Raw genomic sequence first — 16,507 nt, forward strand, 5'->3', positions numbered from 1 at the left:
ACAGATTTATTAGTTCTCCAGTTTTCTTCTTTTGCGTTCGGCAGCAAGAAGGTTGAGTTCCCTGCTGGTTTGCCCTGCTACCGATGTGTTCTCTTCTGCCCTGCGAATAAGATAAGGCATAACGTCGCGAACAGGGCCAAATGGCAGATACTTTGCAACGTTATAACCATGATCGGCAAGGTTATAGCTAATATTATCGCTCATGCCATAAAGCTGACCATAAAACACTCGTTTATCTCCTTTCTCAAGTCCTGCGGCTTTCATTAGTTTAATAAGCTTGTAAGAACTCTCTTCATTATGTGTGCCTGCAAAAATAGCCATGGTGTTTATATGGTCTATCATATATGCAATAGCCTCGTCATAATTAAGGTCGGTAGCCGCTTTGCTAATACATATTGGTGAAATATAGCCCTTTTCTTCGGCACGTTTATTCTCTTTCTCCATATAGGCTCCGCGCACCACTTTCATTCCTATGTAAAATCCTTCTTCCTGAGAGCGTTTGTGGAGTTTTTTTAAATAGTCCAGCCTGTCATGGCGATACATTTGCAGTGTGTTGTATACAATTGCTTTGTTTTTATTGTATTTAGCCATCATATCGGCTACCACATCATCAGCCGCATCCTGCATCCAGCTTTCTTCGGCATCTATAAGCAGGGCAATGTCGTTATCATGGGCAGCTTTACATACCACTTCAAAGCGGTTTAAAACACGTTTCCACTCGGCGGCTTCTTCAATGTTGAGTTTTTTTCCTTCCCCCAGTTTTTCATAAAGTTCAAAACGCCCAAAACCGGTCGGTTTGAATACAGCAAAAGGAATAGCTGCAATTTCTTTGGCAAATGTGATCGTTTTCAGCGTAATTTCCAGAGCTTTGTCAAACTCGCTTTCATCTTCTTTGGCTTCTACCGAATAGTCTAAAACAGAAGAAACGCCTTTGGTAAACATTTTTTGTACCACAGTAAGGCAGTCTTCTTCTGTGGTGCCTCCGCAAAAATGATCAAAAACAGTTGCACGTATTAGTCCTTCTACAGGCAAATGTGCCTTTAAGGCAAAATTAGTAACCGCCGTACCTATACGCACCAATGGCTCTGAGGCTATCATTTTAAATAAAAAATAAGCCCTGTCAAGTTCTGTATCACTTTTAAGTGCAAATGCAGCAGCTGTATTATTGAAGATCTTTTCCATTAACCAAAAAAATTTAATGCAAATATAAATACTGTTCAAGAATTTAAAGCAGAAATTACTTTATTTTGCCTTTTCTTTAATACACCATTATGCAGCACATAACGAGTTCAGGCTATAATATCTATTTTAATGAAAACTGTTACAGTTATCTTGCCAGCGTTGTAATACCGGGCGGTTACAGCAACATTTTTATTATTGCAGATGAAAATACCTCGCAGTACTGCCTGCCGGGTTTTTTAGCGCAGTTGCCAACAGAACTGCCTGTAGAGATCATTGAAATTGAAGCGGGTGAAGTAAATAAAAATATAGATACATGCATACAGGTTTGGCATGCGCTTACTGAGCTTGGTGCCGATCGCAAGAGCCTTATAATTAATATAGGTGGGGGAGTGGTTACAGATCTTGGCGGATTTGTGGCTTCTACATTTAAAAGGGGTATGGACTTTATTAATGTTCCTACATCGTTACTGGCAATGGTAGATGCCTCTGTTGGAGGTAAAACAGGTGTAGACCTGGGTGCGCTTAAAAACCAGATAGGTGTAATAAACAATCCAATTGCGGTATTAGTCGATACAGCTTTTTTAGATACGCTTCCTGCTGCCGAAATGCGTTCAGGACTTGCCGAAATGCTTAAGCATGGGCTTATTGAAGATAAAGAATACTGGGATGCTTTTAAAGCTCTTGATAATTTGACAACAGATGATCTCGGCAGGTTGATATACCAATCGGTACAAATAAAGAACAATGTGGTAATGCAGGATCCTACCGAGAAAGGTTTGCGCAAAATTTTAAATTTTGGGCATACTTTGGGCCATGCTATAGAGTCTTACTTTTTAGAAAGTGATGTTAAAACTACATTATTGCATGGCGAGGCTATTGCTGTAGGCATGATACTTGAGGCATATATATCTGTGGCGCAAAATTTGTTGCCGCAAGCTGAATATGCCGAAATAAAGAGTGTTATAAATTCGCTATATCCATTAGTAGATTTTAGTCAGCAGGATATAAAAGCAATTATGGCTTTGCTTATACATGACAAAAAAAATGAAGCAGGAAAGGTTCAATTTGTACTGCTTGAAAGAACAGGCCACGCAGTTATCAACAAAACTGTAGATAATGAGCTGATTTTAAATGCTTTTGAAGACTATCAAAACTAACATTTTTTTAAGACATTTGTTTTTAAATAAGTGGTAATATTTTTTACATTTGCCGGGATGAAAATAAAACAAAATATGTTTTTTCTGTTACGGGCCATGAGTAAATTCAGGCATTTGCCCGCCATTAACCTGCCGCAGCTTAAACTGCGCACGGTTAGTTTATTAACAGTTTTTTACAGCATAATCAATGCGCCTGAAAAGCTGCAGATAAGGTATGCCAATCTGAGAGTTTGAAAAATGGTTTAAATTTTGGAAATACTAACAATTTTTTACAACCACTTTTACTAATTTCACGAAATGAACACAAAATATTCAGACCTTATAAACCAAACGTTCTACTTTCCGCAGGAAGAGTTCAACCTTAATAAAGAAAACCACCTTTTGTTTCATAATATAGACCTTATGAAACTTGTAGAACAATATGGCACTCCTTTAAAATTTACTTACCTGCCTCAAATTTCGACCAACATACGTAAGGCAAAAGAATGGTTTAGGAATGCGATGGAAAAGAACAAGTATGAAGGCAAGTATTATTATTGCTATTGTACCAAGAGTTCGCATTTTGAATATATAATGAATGAAGCTTTTAAAAACAACATTCATATTGAAACCTCTGCTGCATTCGATGTTAACATCGTTGAAAAGCTTCTTGAAAAAGGCAAAATAAACAAGAATACGTATGTTATATGTAACGGTTTTAAAAGAGACCAGTACATACAAAATATTGCAAGGCTTATAAACAATGGCCATAATAAAACCATACCTATTATAGATAACTATGAAGAGCTCGACCTTTTACAGGAAGAAATAAAAGGCAAGTTTAAAATAGGTATCCGTATAGCATCAGAAGAAGAACCAAAATTTGAGTTCTATACCTCACGTCTTGGCATAGGGTACAAAAACATTGTACCTTTTTACCGCAAGCAAATACAGGAAAATAAAAACCTGGAGCTTAAAATGCTTCACTTTTTTATCAATACCGGCATCAGGGATACATCTTATTACTGGAACGAACTTGCCAAGTGTTTAAAGGTATATGTAAACCTTAAAAAAGAATGTCCTACACTTGATAGCCTTAACATTGGCGGTGGTTTCCCTATAAAAAATTCACTTCATTTTGAATACGACTACCAGTATATGGTAGACGAAATAACCAACCAGATAAAAATTGCCTGTGAGGAGGCAGAGGTTGATGTGCCTAATATCTTTACTGAGTTTGGTTCGTTTACAGTGGGCGAAAGTGCCGGTGCTATTTATAAAGTGCTATATCAAAAACAACAAAACGACAGGGAAAAATGGAATATGATAGACTCATCTTTCATTACAACATTACCTGATACTTGGGCCATAAACAAGCGTTTTATTATGCTTGCCGTTAATCGTTGGAACGACCAGTATGAGCGCGTGCTTTTGGGTGGTCTTACCTGCGATAGCGATGATTATTACAACTCTGAGCAAAACTTAAATGCTATATACCTGCCAAAATATAATAAAGATAAACCTTTATATATTGGTTTCTTTAATACAGGTGCCTATCAGGAAACTATTGGTGGCTTTGGAGGATTACACCACTGCCTTATACCGCAGCCAAAGCATATACTTATAGACCGCGATGAGAACGGTTTTCTTGCAACAGAGGTTTTCTCTGAAATGCAGCAGGCCGATGATGTATTAAGAATATTAGGCTATGATGTAGATAGCACAGAGAAAACTACGAAAGAATTAAATAAAACAGAAAAAAACTAAGTAATGAGTAAAGGACCAATAAGCCAGTTCGTTGAAAAGTACTACCTGCATTTTAATGCAGCTGCACTTGTAGATGCTGCCAAAGCTTATGAAAAGCAATTGGAAGACGGTGCTAAAATGATGGTTACCCTTGCAGGTGCCATGAGTACTGCCGAATTGGGTAAAATTTTTGCCGAAATGATTCGCCGCGATAAGGTACAGATCATATCGTGCACGGGGGCTAACCTTGAAGAGGATATAATGAACCTTGTAGCGCATTCGCACTATGAAAGAGTGCCAAATTATCGCGACCTAACACCACAGCAGGAATGGGATCTTTTAGAAAGGGGCTTAAACCGAGTTACAGATACCTGTATACCCGAGCATGAGGCTTTCCGAAGACTGCAAAAACATATTTATAAAATATGGAAAGATGCAGATGATAAAGGTGAGCGTTACTTTCCACATGAATTTATGTACAAAATGCTTCTTTCAGGTGTATTGGAAGAGTATTATGAAATAGACCTTAAAGACAGCTGGATGTATGCTGCAGCTGAAGCTAACCTGCCTATTATCGTTCCGGGATGGGAAGATAGCACGATGGGTAATATATTTGCTTCTTATGTTATTAAAGGAGAGCTTAAGGCAAGTACAATGAAGTCGGGTATAGAATATATGACATTCCTTGCCGATTGGTACACTAAAAACAGCAGTAACGGTGTTGGCTTCTTCCAAATTGGTGGCGGTATAGCAGGAGATTTCCCTATATGCGTTGTTCCAATGCTTTACCAGGATATGGAAATGCATGATGTGCCATTCTGGAGCTACTTCTGCCAAATATCAGATTCTACTACCAGCTATGGTTCATATTCCGGCGCTGTGCCAAACGAAAAGATCACATGGGGTAAACTCGATATAAATACTCCAAAATTTATTATAGAATCTGATGCAACTATCGTTGCTCCTCTTATATTTGCTTACTTATTAGATTTATAGTTGATTTATGAAAAGAGTTATTGTTGATTACGCAAAACTAACAAACGAAATTTTGACCCTTTTGGTTGAAAGGTTTCCCGATGGTTATGATGATTCACACATCATCCGCTTTAAAAATGCTAAAAATGAAACCATTGAGGCTGTTGAAGTAAGGACTGAAGACACTATTTACCTGGTAAAAGTAAGTACTAAGCTGGCTGACAGGATTGAGAACTATGACGATGACGATATAGATGAAACAGGAGATGATCTTGATGCATTGAAAGAGTTGGAAATGGGAGATGATGACGATGACGATACTCCGGCAAAAAAATCTAAGCCTGACACCGATGATAGTGAAGATGAAGATGACGATGACGAGGATGAAGACTATGATGATGAGGATGGTGACGACGAGGACGATGATGAAGAATCTGGCAGTCGCCGCCGCAAGAAACGCAGAAGTGATGATGAAGATGATGAAGATGACGACGACGATGAATAATCGATGATCTTATGACTTATTATATTAAAGAACTCTTAACGGAGTTCTTTTTTTATGCTGTTTGGTGTAATTTTATTTATATGCATAAACCAATGCTTTTATGAAAAAAATAATTTTATCTGCTATTGTGTTGCTGATAGCAACTGCCTGTAAAAAGACTGTTGATGCAGAAACTGTAATTGAAGAGACAAGCGTAGAAAAAACGACGCCTTTAGAATCGTCTGGTAGTCAATGCTATTTGACTGTTGCCGAAAGCGTTGAGAATGATAAAGTTGTAAATGATACGCTATCACTTAATTTTGAGCGTACAGGTGACAGTATTACAGGTGAATTTAAATGGCTGCCGTTTTACAAAGACAAAAAAACGGGGACTTTTAAAGGCGTTGTGACAAATAATATTGCAAATACTATACTTATTGCACAGGCAGAAGGAGTGAATAATAAGGAAGAATTTATTTTTGAGATAAAGCCTGACCGGGTTTTAGTAAAAATGGGTGAAATGAAAGAGGGAGAAAATGGTTTATGGCAATATAAAAACTCAGTATCTGCATCTGATGTTGCAATAGCAATATCAGGATGCAAATAGAGATTTCATTATTTTTAAAATATAGAAGATTTCTAGGCCTAAATCTTTGTTTTAAGCCAGTCAGAAAAATCTTTTACGGTATAAAAAAGTTCATCGGGCTCAAGAGATAATAGTTTCTCAGGTTCAGAGGTATCAGCCCAGGCAGCCGCTATAATCGCAACACCAGCTTCACGACAGGCAGTGATATCGCTTGGGGCATCGCCTATATATATTACTTCATTTTTGCTTAGATCATCCCATTTATTAAGTATAGCTTTAATGCCCTTTGGTTTGCTTGGCCCTGTGCGTATTCCTGTTTCTAAAAGCGCAAAATAGTCACTAATCCCAAATTTATCTAACGATATTTGTGCGCTGGTTCTGCCTTTTCCTGTAACCATTGCCGTCCGAATGCCGTTGTTTTTAAGATACTCCAATACATCCGGCATACCATCAAAAATTGAAGGGCACATATCATGCAATGCTGTGTAATGGTAAATATAATCGGCAACACCCTTATCATAAAACTCAGGGGCAAGGGCATCTATTGTGCCTTCTTCCGATGGGCCAAAGGTTGCAATTATTTCTTCGTCGCTAACATTGCGGTTTATTAACGGCTCTATAGATTTCCGGAAGGCAGTTATGCACAAGGGTAGGGTATTGGCTAAGGTACCGTCAAGATCGAATATTACTGCTTTTATTTTTTGCATTTTATGATTTTAAAATTTTGAACAAAAAAAAAGCCTTTCTCAATTTATTTTAAATAAGAAAGACTTTTATACTTTTAATAAAGTTTTTACCTCAAATCTTTTACAATGTTCATGTAACCTTCGGGCATATTTTCTATATACATTTCGTTGCCAAAGCGGCGCATGTTTTTAGAGTCTCTAAAAGGTTTGTGGTGTATGCCCTGTATTGGAGCTGCCTGCCTGCCTGTGCCTGTTATAAGTGCTACGGCTCTTGCAAACAACGGCTCAGCAGGATCGCCCAAAACGCCAAGGTTACTGTAATCTTCTTCCAGTAAATTAGATGCATCCGGCGATATACCTTCGCTGTACTCGCCAAAGTTATCTTTATTTACCACTTTTATAACTATAGGCTGCATGGCATACCTGTGACTTCCGTTGCGTCCGTTTGCAGAGAAATCGCGTGAGTCGTATAATGTTACCGATCCTACGTTTTTACCTGTTGTAGTATCTCCAATCTGTACAACATCTATATAGGGTTTCAGGCAGTTAATTATCAGTTCGCTTGCCGATGCTGTACTGACTGTGGTTAATATATATACCTTATTAAGGTTTAGGCTGTTTATAGCTGCGCTGTTAGATATTTGATTTGTAAACAGGTTTTGCAAAGCCCCCGGGTTTTGATTTTCGTATATGGCTTGTAATTTAGCATTCCACTGTTCTTTAGCAAAAAGCTGGCCGTTAAACTGTCCGGTTATCATACTTGCAAGATAGGTAGCAGTACGCACAGAGCCACCGCCATTATATCTAAGATCAAGAACAAGATCAGTAACTCCTGCTGTTTTTAGCTGGTCGAACGCTGCATTGAGCTGGTTGTCATAATTGCTGTAAAAGCCATTGTACAGTAAATAGCCAATGTTGTGGCTTCCGCGGGTAACGGTGGTTACAGTATGTACCGGGTTTTCGGCATATTGTGCTCTGGTTAGTGTAACTTCTCTTCCGTTTGGCACCAGTACACCATCTGTGTAAGAAGCCATATTAAGTGTATAGGTATCAGCACTAAGTAATGAACTATAGTTAAGATCGGTTAAAGGAGTACCGTTAACCCCATAAAAAATATCGCCACGGGCAATGTCTTTAGACGCCGCATCAGAATTTGGCATTATATAGCGCACATAGCCAAAGATTGAGCTACCGGATGCTGAAGTATAGCGAAGCCCGAACTCCATACCGTTGCTTTTAGAAACACCTTGCAGCAGGCTTTCCAAAACAGTAAAATCAGGAAAAATAACGCTAAACCTGTCTATTTCATCAGGGCGGTAAAGCAGGCTTTGAAATAATTGTTCAGGGGTATTGTATGCTTCAAGAAACCGATTAAGCTGTTCCTGGTTGGCAAAGCGGTCGTCGGCCAGTTCGGGCACATCGGCTTGCCATAAATAATAGGCGTTCAGTCCTTTCCATACAAAGTCGCTAACCGGAACGGCATTGTCATCAAGATCTTCGCACGACTGTAAAGTTAAAGCGCCTGCTATAAGCGAGAACACCAAAAGCGATAGTTTTTTCATGAAGCAGTTTTTATTATAAAAACGTAAATTTAAATATTTTTAATATTCTTTGTAACAAAAATAATTGCTATTCGTCTTCAATTTATAAACCAATAATTAAAACCAACACAAGAATGAATCAGGCGGAGTTTATGAAGATCATCTCGCCGTTTAAAGATAAGGTGTTCCGGCTGTCAAGAAGGCTGCTGGTTAGCACTGAAGAAGCGGAAGACGCCACCCAGGAGGTGCTGGTAAAATTATGGAATAATAAAGAAAAGCTGCAAAATTATGGCAGTGTAGAGGCAATGGCCATGACAATGACCAAAAATTTTTGCCTTGACCGCCTTAAAAGTAAACAAGCCAGCGAAATGCGCATAGTGCACAGCAATTATACCGACAGGCAGGCAGGGCTGCAACAGCAGGCCGAAGACCGCGACAGTTGGGAGTGGGTAGAAAAAATAATGAAAAACCTGCCTGAACAACAAAAGCTGATAATGCAAATGCGGGATATAGAACAATATGAATTTGAGGAAATTGCCAAGATAATGGATATGAACGAGACCGCTGTTAGGGTGGCATTAAGCAGGGCAAGAAAAACGTTGAGGGAAGAATTGACAAAAACACACAGCTATGGAATTAAGAGAAATTGAACAGTTATTAGATAAATATTTTGATGCAGAAACCAGTATTGCCGAAGAAAATCAGCTTAAGGAGTATTTCTCTTCGCCGGGTGTGGCGCCGCACCTGGAGCAGTACAGGCCAATGTTTGGATATTTTGCCCAAGAGGCCACGCCACAGTTTACCAAAACCCTGCCACTAAAAACTAAAAGGCATTATTCCGGATGGATATCGGTAGCGGCAAGCCTGGTGTTGCTAATGGGAATGTTTGCCTACTTTACAAACCAACAATCCCAGAATGACCTGGGAACATATGATGATCCCGAAATTGCTTTTAGGGAAACCCAAAAAGCACTTAACATGGTCTCTAAAAACGTAAATGTGGGTATAAACAGTGTTAACTATGTAGGAGGAGAGTACGAAAAATCAAGAAAAACAATTTTTAAAGAGTAAAAAATCATCATCATGAAAAAAATCATCATCGTTTTATTTTTGGCCGTATTGCCAACAATAACATTCGCACAGGACGCTTTTGCAAAATTTGAAGACAAAGAAGGTATAAACGTGATAACCGTAAACAAAAAAATGTTTGACCTTTTAGGTGGCATAGAAACATCTGATATAGATGCCAAAGCAAAAAAATACCTTAAGCAGGTTAAAAACCTAGACTATCTTAAGATATTTACTACCAGCCAGATAAATCATATTAATGAAATGGAATCGACGGTGAGCAAGTATTTAAAGAAAAACTCGCTTGAAGAGGTTATGAGCATTGCTGATAAAGGAACTAAAGTTAAGCTCTATGTAAAATCAGGCAAAACGGCAACAGATGTTAAAGAGTTCCTGTTGTTCTCTAACGGAGGATCTAAAAAAGAAGCAGTGCTGGTATCTTTTACCGGTAACGTAGATTTAAGCGACCTTAAATAAGTTGCAATAAAATATCCGGCCGGGTATTCCGGCCGGATTAAAACCCCTAAATTTGAACCATAAAATTTTTAAAATGAAAAATTTATTTGCAGTCTTAATTTTCATGCTTATGCCAACAGTGTTTTTTGCACAAACGGCCTTTAATAAATATGAAGATAAGACAGAAATAACATCGGTAATTGTAAACAAAAAAATGTTTCAGCTTATTGGCCAGATGAAAATGGATCCTAAGGATAAAGATGCCCAGCAGTATCTAAACCTTGTAAAAAAGCTCGATAATCTTAAGGTGTTTACAACGTCTAATAATAAATATGCTGCCGATATGAAATCTACGGTAGATACTTATTTAAAGACCAATCCGTTGGAAGAACTTATGCGTATCAATAACGACGGTAAGAATATTAAAATATATATTAAGCAGGGAGCATCTTCTTCGCAGGTAAAAGAACTGCTGATGTTTATGGATGGTAATAAAACCGAAACTGTTATTATGTCGCTTACCGGAAATTTTGATCTTAACGATATATCAGTTCTTACAGAAAAGATGAGTCTTCCGGGTGGACCTGAACTTAAAAAAGCAGCTTCTAAAAAACAGTAATTATGAAAAAACTTGTGTGTACACTTGCCGTTGCAGTAATGCTGTTTGCCTCATGCGAGAGTAAGCCCACGCTGCAAAAATATTTTGTTGAGAAATCTGAAAGTAAAGATTTTGCAGCTATAGACATTGCCCCTTCTTTTATAAAAACAGACAAGCTTAAACTATCAGCCGAAGAAAAGGCTGCTTTAGAGTCGTTGCACCATCTCAACCTTTTGGTGTATAGTGCTAAAGATTCTAATACTACAGCTTATGATAAAGAGCTTAATAATGTAAAGAACCTGATTAAAGATGATAGTTATGATGAGCTTATAAAGTTTAACCGTGATGGTATGGGAGCTTCTATTAGCACTAAAGGCGAGGGAGAGCATATCGAAGAATTTATAATTCTTGCCAATAATAAAGGTGCCGGTTTTGGTGTTGCCCGTGTTACCGGAGATGATATGACACCTGCTAATGTAATGACTATTGTAAACCTGCTTCAAAAAGCAGACCTAAATATGGAACAGTTCAAGCCTATTCAAAATATGCTTAAAAAATAAATGCTGTCTTATTTAGACAGCATTTATTTTTTGGAATAATTAATTGAATTAACTTGTTGTATTCTCGTTATTCTCTGCTTTTTTAATAGTTACGCTAAGTTCAGTAGCATTATCTTCAAGATCCATAAAGATCTCATCGCCACCAGATATTTTAGCTGTAATTATTTCTTCCGCAAGAACATCCTCAACATATTTTTGTATTGCTCTTTTAAGCGGTCTTGCGCCATACTGTTTGTCAAAACCTTTCTCGGCAATAAAGTCTTTAGCTTTTTCTGAAAGAGAAATGTTGTAGCCAAGATCTTTAATTCTTACATAAAGTTTGTCAAGTTCAATGCCAATGATTTTATGTATATCCTCTTTTTCAAGCGCATTAAATACAATAATATCATCTATCCTGTTAATGAATTCAGGAGCAAAGGTTTTCTTCAATGCGGCTTCAATAACACCTTTTGTATGCTCGTCTGCCTGTAGCTTTTTAGCGCTTGTGCCAAAACCAACACCCTGACCAAAGTCTTTAAGCTGGCGTGCACCAACGTTAGATGTCATTATGATAATAGTGTTCTTAAAGTCTATTTTGCGGCCTAAGCTGTCGGTCAAATAACCATCGTCAAGCACCTGAAGCATCATGTTAAATACATCCGGGTGGGCTTTCTCGATCTCGTCAAGCAATACTACGCAGTAAGGTTTCCTTCTCACTTTCTCAGTAAGCTGTCCACCTTCTTCATAACCCACATATCCCGGAGGCGCACCTACAAGGCGCGATATGGCAAATTTTTCCATATACTCACTCATGTCTATACGCACAAGGGCATCTTCGCTATCAAACAATTCTTTAGCAATTACTTTAGCGAGTTGTGTTTTACCAACACCCGTTTGGCCTAAGAAAATAAACGAACCGATAGGTTTGTTTGGATCTTTTAGTCCGGCACGGTTACGCTGAATTGATTTTGCAATTTTTTGGACTGCTTCATCCTGGCCTATAACTTTACCTTTAATAAGTTCCGGCAACTTAGCAAGCTTATTACTTTCTGTTTGAGCAATACGGTTTACAGGTATGCCTGTCATCATGCTAACCACATCGGCAACATTATCTTCGGTAACGGTAATACGGTTGTTTTTAGAATCTTCTTCCCATTGCTCCTGGGCTATGGCAAGGTCTTTTTCTATACGTTTTTCGTCGTCGCGAAGTTTTGCTGCCTCTTCATACTTTTGTTTTTTAACAACTGTATTTTTAAGCTCACGAACTTCTTCCAACTGACGCTCAAGGTCAAGTATTTGTTTCGGTACATCAATATTTGTAATGTGCACACGGCTTCCTGCCTCATCTAAAGCATCAATAGCTTTGTCCGGTAAAAAGCGCTCAGTCATATACCTGCTTGTAAGTTTTACACACGCTTCGATAGCCTCAGGTGTATAAATCACGTTGTGGTGGTCTTCATACTTATTCTTGATGTTGTTCAGTATCGTAATAGTCTCTTCGATAGAAGTAGGCTCTACAATAACTTTTTGGAAACGTCTTTCAAGAGCACCGTCTTTCTCAATATACTGCCTGTATTCATCAAGGGTTGTGGCTCCAATACATTGAATTTCGCCCCTTGCCAGCGCAGGTTTAAACATATTACTGGCGTCCAGCGATCCAGTTGCACCGCCGGCACCAACAATGGTGTGTATCTCGTCGATGAACAATATAATGTCGTCGTTCTTTTCAAGCTCGTTCATAACGGCTTTCATACGCTCTTCAAACTGGCCGCGGTATTTAGTACCAGCAACAAGGCTGGCAAGGTCTAACGTTACCACACGTTTGTTAAACAATATGCGCGATACTTTTTTCTGGATAATGCGCAGTGCAAGTCCTTCAGCAATAGCCGATTTACCAACACCCGGCTCACCAATTAGTAATGGGTTGTTCTTTTTCCTTCGGCTAAGTATCTGGCTAACACGCTCAATTTCTTTTTCACGGCCCACTACAGGGTCAAGCTTGCCTTCTTCGGCAAGTTCGGTAAGGTCACGGCCAAAATTATCCAATACAGGTGTTTTAGATTTTTTGTTGGCCTTATTGCCGGCAGCAGGATTGTTAAACGTACTTTCACGCAAACTGTCATCCTGTCCGGGATCATCGTTGTAGGATTCCGCTTTTGGCAGATTTTCCATATAATCTTCTTCGTTTGATGTCATGCTGATAAATTGTTCTTTAACTGTTTCGTAATCAATTTTTAGCTTATTGAGCAGTTTAGTGGTTGGATCGTTCTCGTTGCGCAAAATACAAAGCAGTAAATGTGCTGTACTTATAGAAGTGCTTTGAAACACCTTAGCTTCTAAAAATGTGGTCCTTAAAGCCCTTTCGGCCTGCCTCGTTAAATGAAGGTTCTTCTTCTCATTGTTGCGCTCGGCAGAAGGATTTGCAGGGCTCAGAATCTCTACTTTTTTACGCAGGTGTTCCAGATCTACAGATATATTAGTTAGTATAGATATTGCTTTGCCATTGCCATCTCTCAAAATCCCCAGCATTAAATGCTCTGTACCAATAAAATCGTGTCCTAACCGCAGGGCTTCTTCCTTGCTGTAGGTTATAACGTCTTTAACCCTTGGTGAAAAATTATCGTCCATAATAATTCCTTTCTTTGTCTATTGTAAATGTAACCATTTACTTAATATTTTACAAAAACCATACCTATTAAAAGTACTGTCAGGCTAAGAGACAAAAAAAAAACCGTAAATAAAAATGTTTTAGTAATTGTTTATTAACTTTTATGCTGCTTTCTGATTGTGAGGATGTTGATAAAAAGGTTTAAAAATCCTACCTAAAACGATTAATTTGCTAATAAAAATACGTATATTGGCACGTTTTGTATAAACTATAAATTAACTGTAATTTTTAATATAACTACTTATGGCAGATGGAGAAAAGTTAATTCCTATTAACATAGAAGACCAGATGAAATCGGCCTACATCGATTATTCGATGTCGGTTATTGTATCCAGGGCGCTTCCTGATGTTAGGGATGGCTTGAAACCCGTGCATAGAAGGGTACTTTACGGAATGTATGAACTGGGCGTTTTTAGTAACAGAGCCCACAAAAAATCGGCAAGGATAGTTGGAGAGGTATTGGGTAAATTTCACCCGCACGGAGACAGCTCTGTATATGACGCCATGGTGCGTATGGCCCAGGACTGGAGCCTTCGTTACCTTATGGTAGACGGTCAGGGTAACTTTGGGTCTATAGATGGAGACAGCCCGGCTGCAATGCGTTATACAGAGGCAAGGCTTCGCAAACTGTCTGAAGAGATAATGAGCGACCTTGACAAAGAAACCGTAGATTTTCAGTTAAACTTTGACGATACACTACAGGAGCCTACTGTAATGCCAACAAGGATACCTAACCTTTTGGTAAACGGTGCCAGCGGTATTGCCGTGGGTATGGCAACCAATATGCCGCCACACAACCTTACTGAGGTAATAGATGGTACACTTGCCTATATAGATAACAACGATATTGAAATAGACGAGCTTATGCACCATGTAAAAGCACCTGATTTCCCTACGGGAGGTGTTATATATGGTTATGAGGGCGTTCGTGAAGCTTTTAAAACAGGCCGCGGAAGGATAGTAGTTCGTGCTAAAGCCAACTTTGAAGAAGTTGAAGGAAGGGAATGTATTATTGTTACCGAGATACCTTTTCAGGTTAACAAGGCCGACATGATCAAGAAAACGGCAGACCTTGTTAATGAGAAGAAAATAGACGGGATTGTAAACATTCGCGATGAGAGCGACCGTAACGGTATGCGCATCGTTTATATACTTAAACGCGATGCTGTGCCAAATGTGGTGCTTAATACATTATACAAATTTACACAACTGCAATCATCTTTCAGTGTAAACAATATTGCGCTTGTGGCCGGAAGGCCGCAATTGCTTAATCTGAAAGATATGATACACTACTTCGTAGAACACAGGCACGATGTAGTTGTAAGAAGGACGCAGTTTGAACTTCGTAAAGCCGAAGAGCGTGCACATATATTAGAAGGACTTATTATAGCGTCTGATAATATAGACGAGGTTATTGCTCTTATCCGTAGTTCTAAAGACGGAGAAGAGGCACGCGCTAAATTAATTGAGCGTTTTAATCTTTCTGAAATTCAGGCACGTGCCATTGTAGAGATGCGTTTAAGACAACTTACAGGTCTTGAGCAGGATAAGCTTCGTGCAGAATATGAAGAAATAATGAAGTTAATAGCAGAATTAAGGGCTTTATTAGAAAGTAAAGACTTAAGGATGCAGCTTATTAAAGAAGAGCTTATTGAGGTTAAAGAGAAATTTGGAGACGACCGTCGTTCACAGATTGAATATGCCGGAGGCGATGTAAGTATTGAAGACCTTATTGCTGATGAGAATGTGGTTATTACCATTTCTCACGCAGGTTATATTAAACGTACACCGCTTTCTGAATATAAAACCCAAAACAGGGGAGGTGTGGGGCAAAAAGGTGTGGCAACCCGCGATCAGGACTTCCTTGAACACCTGTTTGTGGCTACCAACCACCAGTACATGTTGTTCTTTACCCAAAAGGGTAAGTGTTTCTGGATGCGCGTTTACGAAATTCCCGAAGGAACAAAAACCAGTAAAGGCCGCGCTATACAAAACCTTATCAATATAGAGAATGACGATAAGGTTAAAGCATTTATATGTACACAGGATCTTAAAGACCAGGACTACATAAACAGCCATTACGTTATTATGGCAACCAAACAAGGTATTGTTAAAAAGACACTGTTAGAGCAATATTCGCGCCCAAGGCTAAACGGTATTGCAGCCATAACCATACGTGAGTACGATGAGCTATTAGAAGCCAAGCTTACTACAGGCGAGAGCCAGGTGCTTATAGCTGTTAAATCGGGCAAGCTTGTTCGATTTGAAGAAGGCAAAACCCGCCCAATGGGTCGTAGTGCCAGTGGGGTTCGTGGTATAACGCTTCAGGATGAAAAAGACGAGGTTATCGGGATGGTATCTGTAAACGATATGAACAGTGAAATTCTTGTGGTGTCTGAAAACGGATATGGTAAGCGTTCAAGCCTTGAAGATTACAGGATTACAAACCGCGGAGGTAAAGGTGTAAAAACCCTAAGTATTACAGACAAAACAGGTAGCCTTGTATCTATAAACAATGTTACCGATGCTGATGACCTTATGATCATCAACAAGTCTGGATTAACTATCCGTATGGCGGTAAGTGATCTGAGGGTTATGGGACGTGCCACACAAGGTGTTCGCCTTATAAACATTAAAGGCAACGACTCTATTGCTGCAGTAACTAAAGTTATGCGCGAAGAAGAAGCCGTTGATGAGGCAGTTGCAGAAGTATTAGACGGAGATGCCGAAAATGGTGTTAATGCTATTATTGCTCCGGAAGGCACTGATGTAGATGACCTTGAAATTAATCCGGACGATTTTACTGACGAAGAACCACAAACAGAAGAATAACTAAAACAGC

General features: G+C 38.9%; 15 protein-coding genes. 11 read left to right on the forward strand and 4 right to left on the reverse strand.

The window, feature by feature from the left end:
* Positions 1 to 9: 9 nt before the first annotated feature.
* Complete coding sequence (locus tag GR160_RS03405) at positions 10 to 1,182, reverse strand: proline dehydrogenase family protein (protein ID WP_160748427.1); 1,173 nt, start codon at positions 1,180 to 1,182, stop codon at positions 10 to 12.
* Positions 1,183 to 1,271: 89 nt separating this feature from the next.
* Here GR160_RS03405 and aroB point away from each other — a divergent pair, with 89 nt between their 5' ends.
* From aroB to GR160_RS03430, 5 genes are all read left to right on the forward strand, one after another.
* Positions 1,272 to 2,339, forward strand: coding sequence for a 3-dehydroquinate synthase (gene aroB / locus GR160_RS03410; protein ID WP_160748428.1), 1,068 nt, complete (start codon positions 1,272 to 1,274; stop codon positions 2,337 to 2,339).
* A 297-nt stretch (positions 2,340 to 2,636) separates the two neighbouring features.
* The gene (locus tag GR160_RS03415) at positions 2,637 to 4,085 is read left to right on the forward strand and encodes an arginine decarboxylase (protein WP_160748429.1); all 1,449 of its coding nucleotides are present in this window, start codon (positions 2,637 to 2,639) and stop codon (positions 4,083 to 4,085) included.
* 3 nt (positions 4,086 to 4,088) lie between these two features.
* A complete protein-coding gene (locus tag GR160_RS03420; protein WP_160748430.1) occupies positions 4,089 to 5,060 on the forward strand; it encodes a deoxyhypusine synthase family protein in 972 nt (323 codons plus the stop codon).
* Between the two features lie 52 nt (positions 5,061 to 5,112).
* Positions 5,113 to 5,544, forward strand: a complete 432-nt coding sequence (locus GR160_RS03425; protein WP_370519195.1) for a DNA primase — start codon at positions 5,113 to 5,115, stop codon at positions 5,542 to 5,544.
* Positions 5,545 to 5,644: 100 nt separating this feature from the next.
* Entirely contained in the window at positions 5,645 to 6,130 is a 486-nt protein-coding gene (locus GR160_RS03430; RefSeq protein ID WP_160748431.1) for a hypothetical protein, read from the forward strand.
* A 38-nt stretch (positions 6,131 to 6,168) separates the two neighbouring features.
* Here the strand turns inward: GR160_RS03430 and GR160_RS03435 are convergent, their stop codons facing one another.
* The gene (locus GR160_RS03435; protein ID WP_160748432.1) at positions 6,169 to 6,816 is read right to left on the reverse strand and encodes an HAD family hydrolase; all 648 of its coding nucleotides are present in this window, start codon (positions 6,814 to 6,816) and stop codon (positions 6,169 to 6,171) included.
* An 86-nt stretch (positions 6,817 to 6,902) separates the two neighbouring features.
* Positions 6,903 to 8,357, reverse strand: coding sequence for a S41 family peptidase (locus GR160_RS03440; protein ID WP_160748433.1), 1,455 nt, complete (start codon positions 8,355 to 8,357; stop codon positions 6,903 to 6,905).
* 113 nt (positions 8,358 to 8,470) lie between these two features.
* Here GR160_RS03440 and GR160_RS03445 point away from each other — a divergent pair, with 113 nt between their 5' ends.
* From GR160_RS03445 to GR160_RS03465, 5 genes are all read left to right on the forward strand, one after another.
* On the forward strand, positions 8,471 to 8,986 hold the full coding sequence (locus GR160_RS03445; RefSeq protein WP_160748434.1) for an RNA polymerase sigma factor: 516 nt from the start codon (positions 8,471 to 8,473) through the stop codon (positions 8,984 to 8,986).
* On the forward strand, positions 8,967 to 9,407 hold the full coding sequence (locus GR160_RS03450; protein ID WP_160748435.1) for a hypothetical protein: 441 nt from the start codon (positions 8,967 to 8,969) through the stop codon (positions 9,405 to 9,407). The genes GR160_RS03445 and GR160_RS03450 overlap by 20 nt, the downstream gene beginning before the upstream one ends.
* Before the next feature lie 12 nt (positions 9,408 to 9,419).
* Positions 9,420 to 9,881: a DUF4252 domain-containing protein gene (locus GR160_RS03455; RefSeq protein ID WP_160748436.1), complete on the forward strand. Its 462-nt coding sequence runs from the start codon at positions 9,420 to 9,422 to the stop codon at positions 9,879 to 9,881.
* Between the two features lie 73 nt (positions 9,882 to 9,954).
* On the forward strand, positions 9,955 to 10,479 hold the full coding sequence (locus GR160_RS03460) for a DUF4252 domain-containing protein (protein WP_160748437.1): 525 nt from the start codon (positions 9,955 to 9,957) through the stop codon (positions 10,477 to 10,479).
* 2 nt (positions 10,480 to 10,481) lie between these two features.
* Positions 10,482 to 11,018, forward strand: coding sequence for a DUF4252 domain-containing protein (locus GR160_RS03465; protein WP_160748438.1), 537 nt, complete (start codon positions 10,482 to 10,484; stop codon positions 11,016 to 11,018).
* A gap of 48 nt (positions 11,019 to 11,066) precedes the next feature.
* On the opposite strand, the gene GR160_RS03470 is transcribed toward GR160_RS03465, so the two are convergent.
* Entirely contained in the window at positions 11,067 to 13,625 is a 2,559-nt protein-coding gene (locus tag GR160_RS03470) for an ATP-dependent Clp protease ATP-binding subunit (RefSeq protein ID WP_160748439.1), read from the reverse strand.
* Between the two features lie 283 nt (positions 13,626 to 13,908).
* On the opposite strand from GR160_RS03470, the gene gyrA reads away from it, so the two are divergent.
* Positions 13,909 to 16,497, forward strand: a complete 2,589-nt coding sequence (gene gyrA / locus GR160_RS03475) for a DNA gyrase subunit A (protein ID WP_160748440.1) — start codon at positions 13,909 to 13,911, stop codon at positions 16,495 to 16,497.
* The last annotated feature ends 10 nt before the right edge of the window (positions 16,498 to 16,507 follow it).

This window comes from Flavobacterium sp. Sd200 (assembly GCF_009826935.1).
Lineage (GTDB): Bacteria > Bacteroidota > Bacteroidia > Flavobacteriales > Flavobacteriaceae > Flavobacterium.

What these genes read in the sequence shown, in the direction of transcription:
- GR160_RS03460 (WP_160748437.1), top strand. Translation starts at nt 9,955, where the DNA reads ATGAAAAATTTATTTGCAGTCTTAATTTTCATGCTTATGCCAACAGTG.
- GR160_RS03445 (WP_160748434.1), top strand. Translation starts at nt 8,471, where the DNA reads ATGAATCAGGCGGAGTTTATGAAGATCATCTCGCCGTTTAAAGATAAG.
- GR160_RS03435 (WP_160748432.1), bottom strand. Translation starts at nt 6,816, where the DNA reads ATGCAAAAAATAAAAGCAGTAATATTCGATCTTGACGGTACCTTAGCC.
- aroB (WP_160748428.1), top strand. Translation starts at nt 1,272, where the DNA reads ATGCAGCACATAACGAGTTCAGGCTATAATATCTATTTTAATGAAAAC.
- GR160_RS03420 (WP_160748430.1), top strand. Translation starts at nt 4,089, where the DNA reads ATGAGTAAAGGACCAATAAGCCAGTTCGTTGAAAAGTACTACCTGCAT.
- GR160_RS03470 (WP_160748439.1), bottom strand. Translation starts at nt 13,625, where the DNA reads ATGGACGATAATTTTTCACCAAGGGTTAAAGACGTTATAACCTACAGC.
- GR160_RS03455 (WP_160748436.1), top strand. Translation starts at nt 9,420, where the DNA reads ATGAAAAAAATCATCATCGTTTTATTTTTGGCCGTATTGCCAACAATA.
- GR160_RS03450 (WP_160748435.1), top strand. Translation starts at nt 8,967, where the DNA reads ATGGAATTAAGAGAAATTGAACAGTTATTAGATAAATATTTTGATGCA.
- GR160_RS03465 (WP_160748438.1), top strand. Translation starts at nt 10,482, where the DNA reads ATGAAAAAACTTGTGTGTACACTTGCCGTTGCAGTAATGCTGTTTGCC.
- GR160_RS03440 (WP_160748433.1), bottom strand. Translation starts at nt 8,357, where the DNA reads ATGAAAAAACTATCGCTTTTGGTGTTCTCGCTTATAGCAGGCGCTTTA.
- GR160_RS03415 (WP_160748429.1), top strand. Translation starts at nt 2,637, where the DNA reads ATGAACACAAAATATTCAGACCTTATAAACCAAACGTTCTACTTTCCG.
- GR160_RS03405 (WP_160748427.1), bottom strand. Translation starts at nt 1,182, where the DNA reads ATGGAAAAGATCTTCAATAATACAGCTGCTGCATTTGCACTTAAAAGT.
- GR160_RS03430 (WP_160748431.1), top strand. Translation starts at nt 5,645, where the DNA reads ATGAAAAAAATAATTTTATCTGCTATTGTGTTGCTGATAGCAACTGCC.
- gyrA (WP_160748440.1), top strand. Translation starts at nt 13,909, where the DNA reads ATGGCAGATGGAGAAAAGTTAATTCCTATTAACATAGAAGACCAGATG.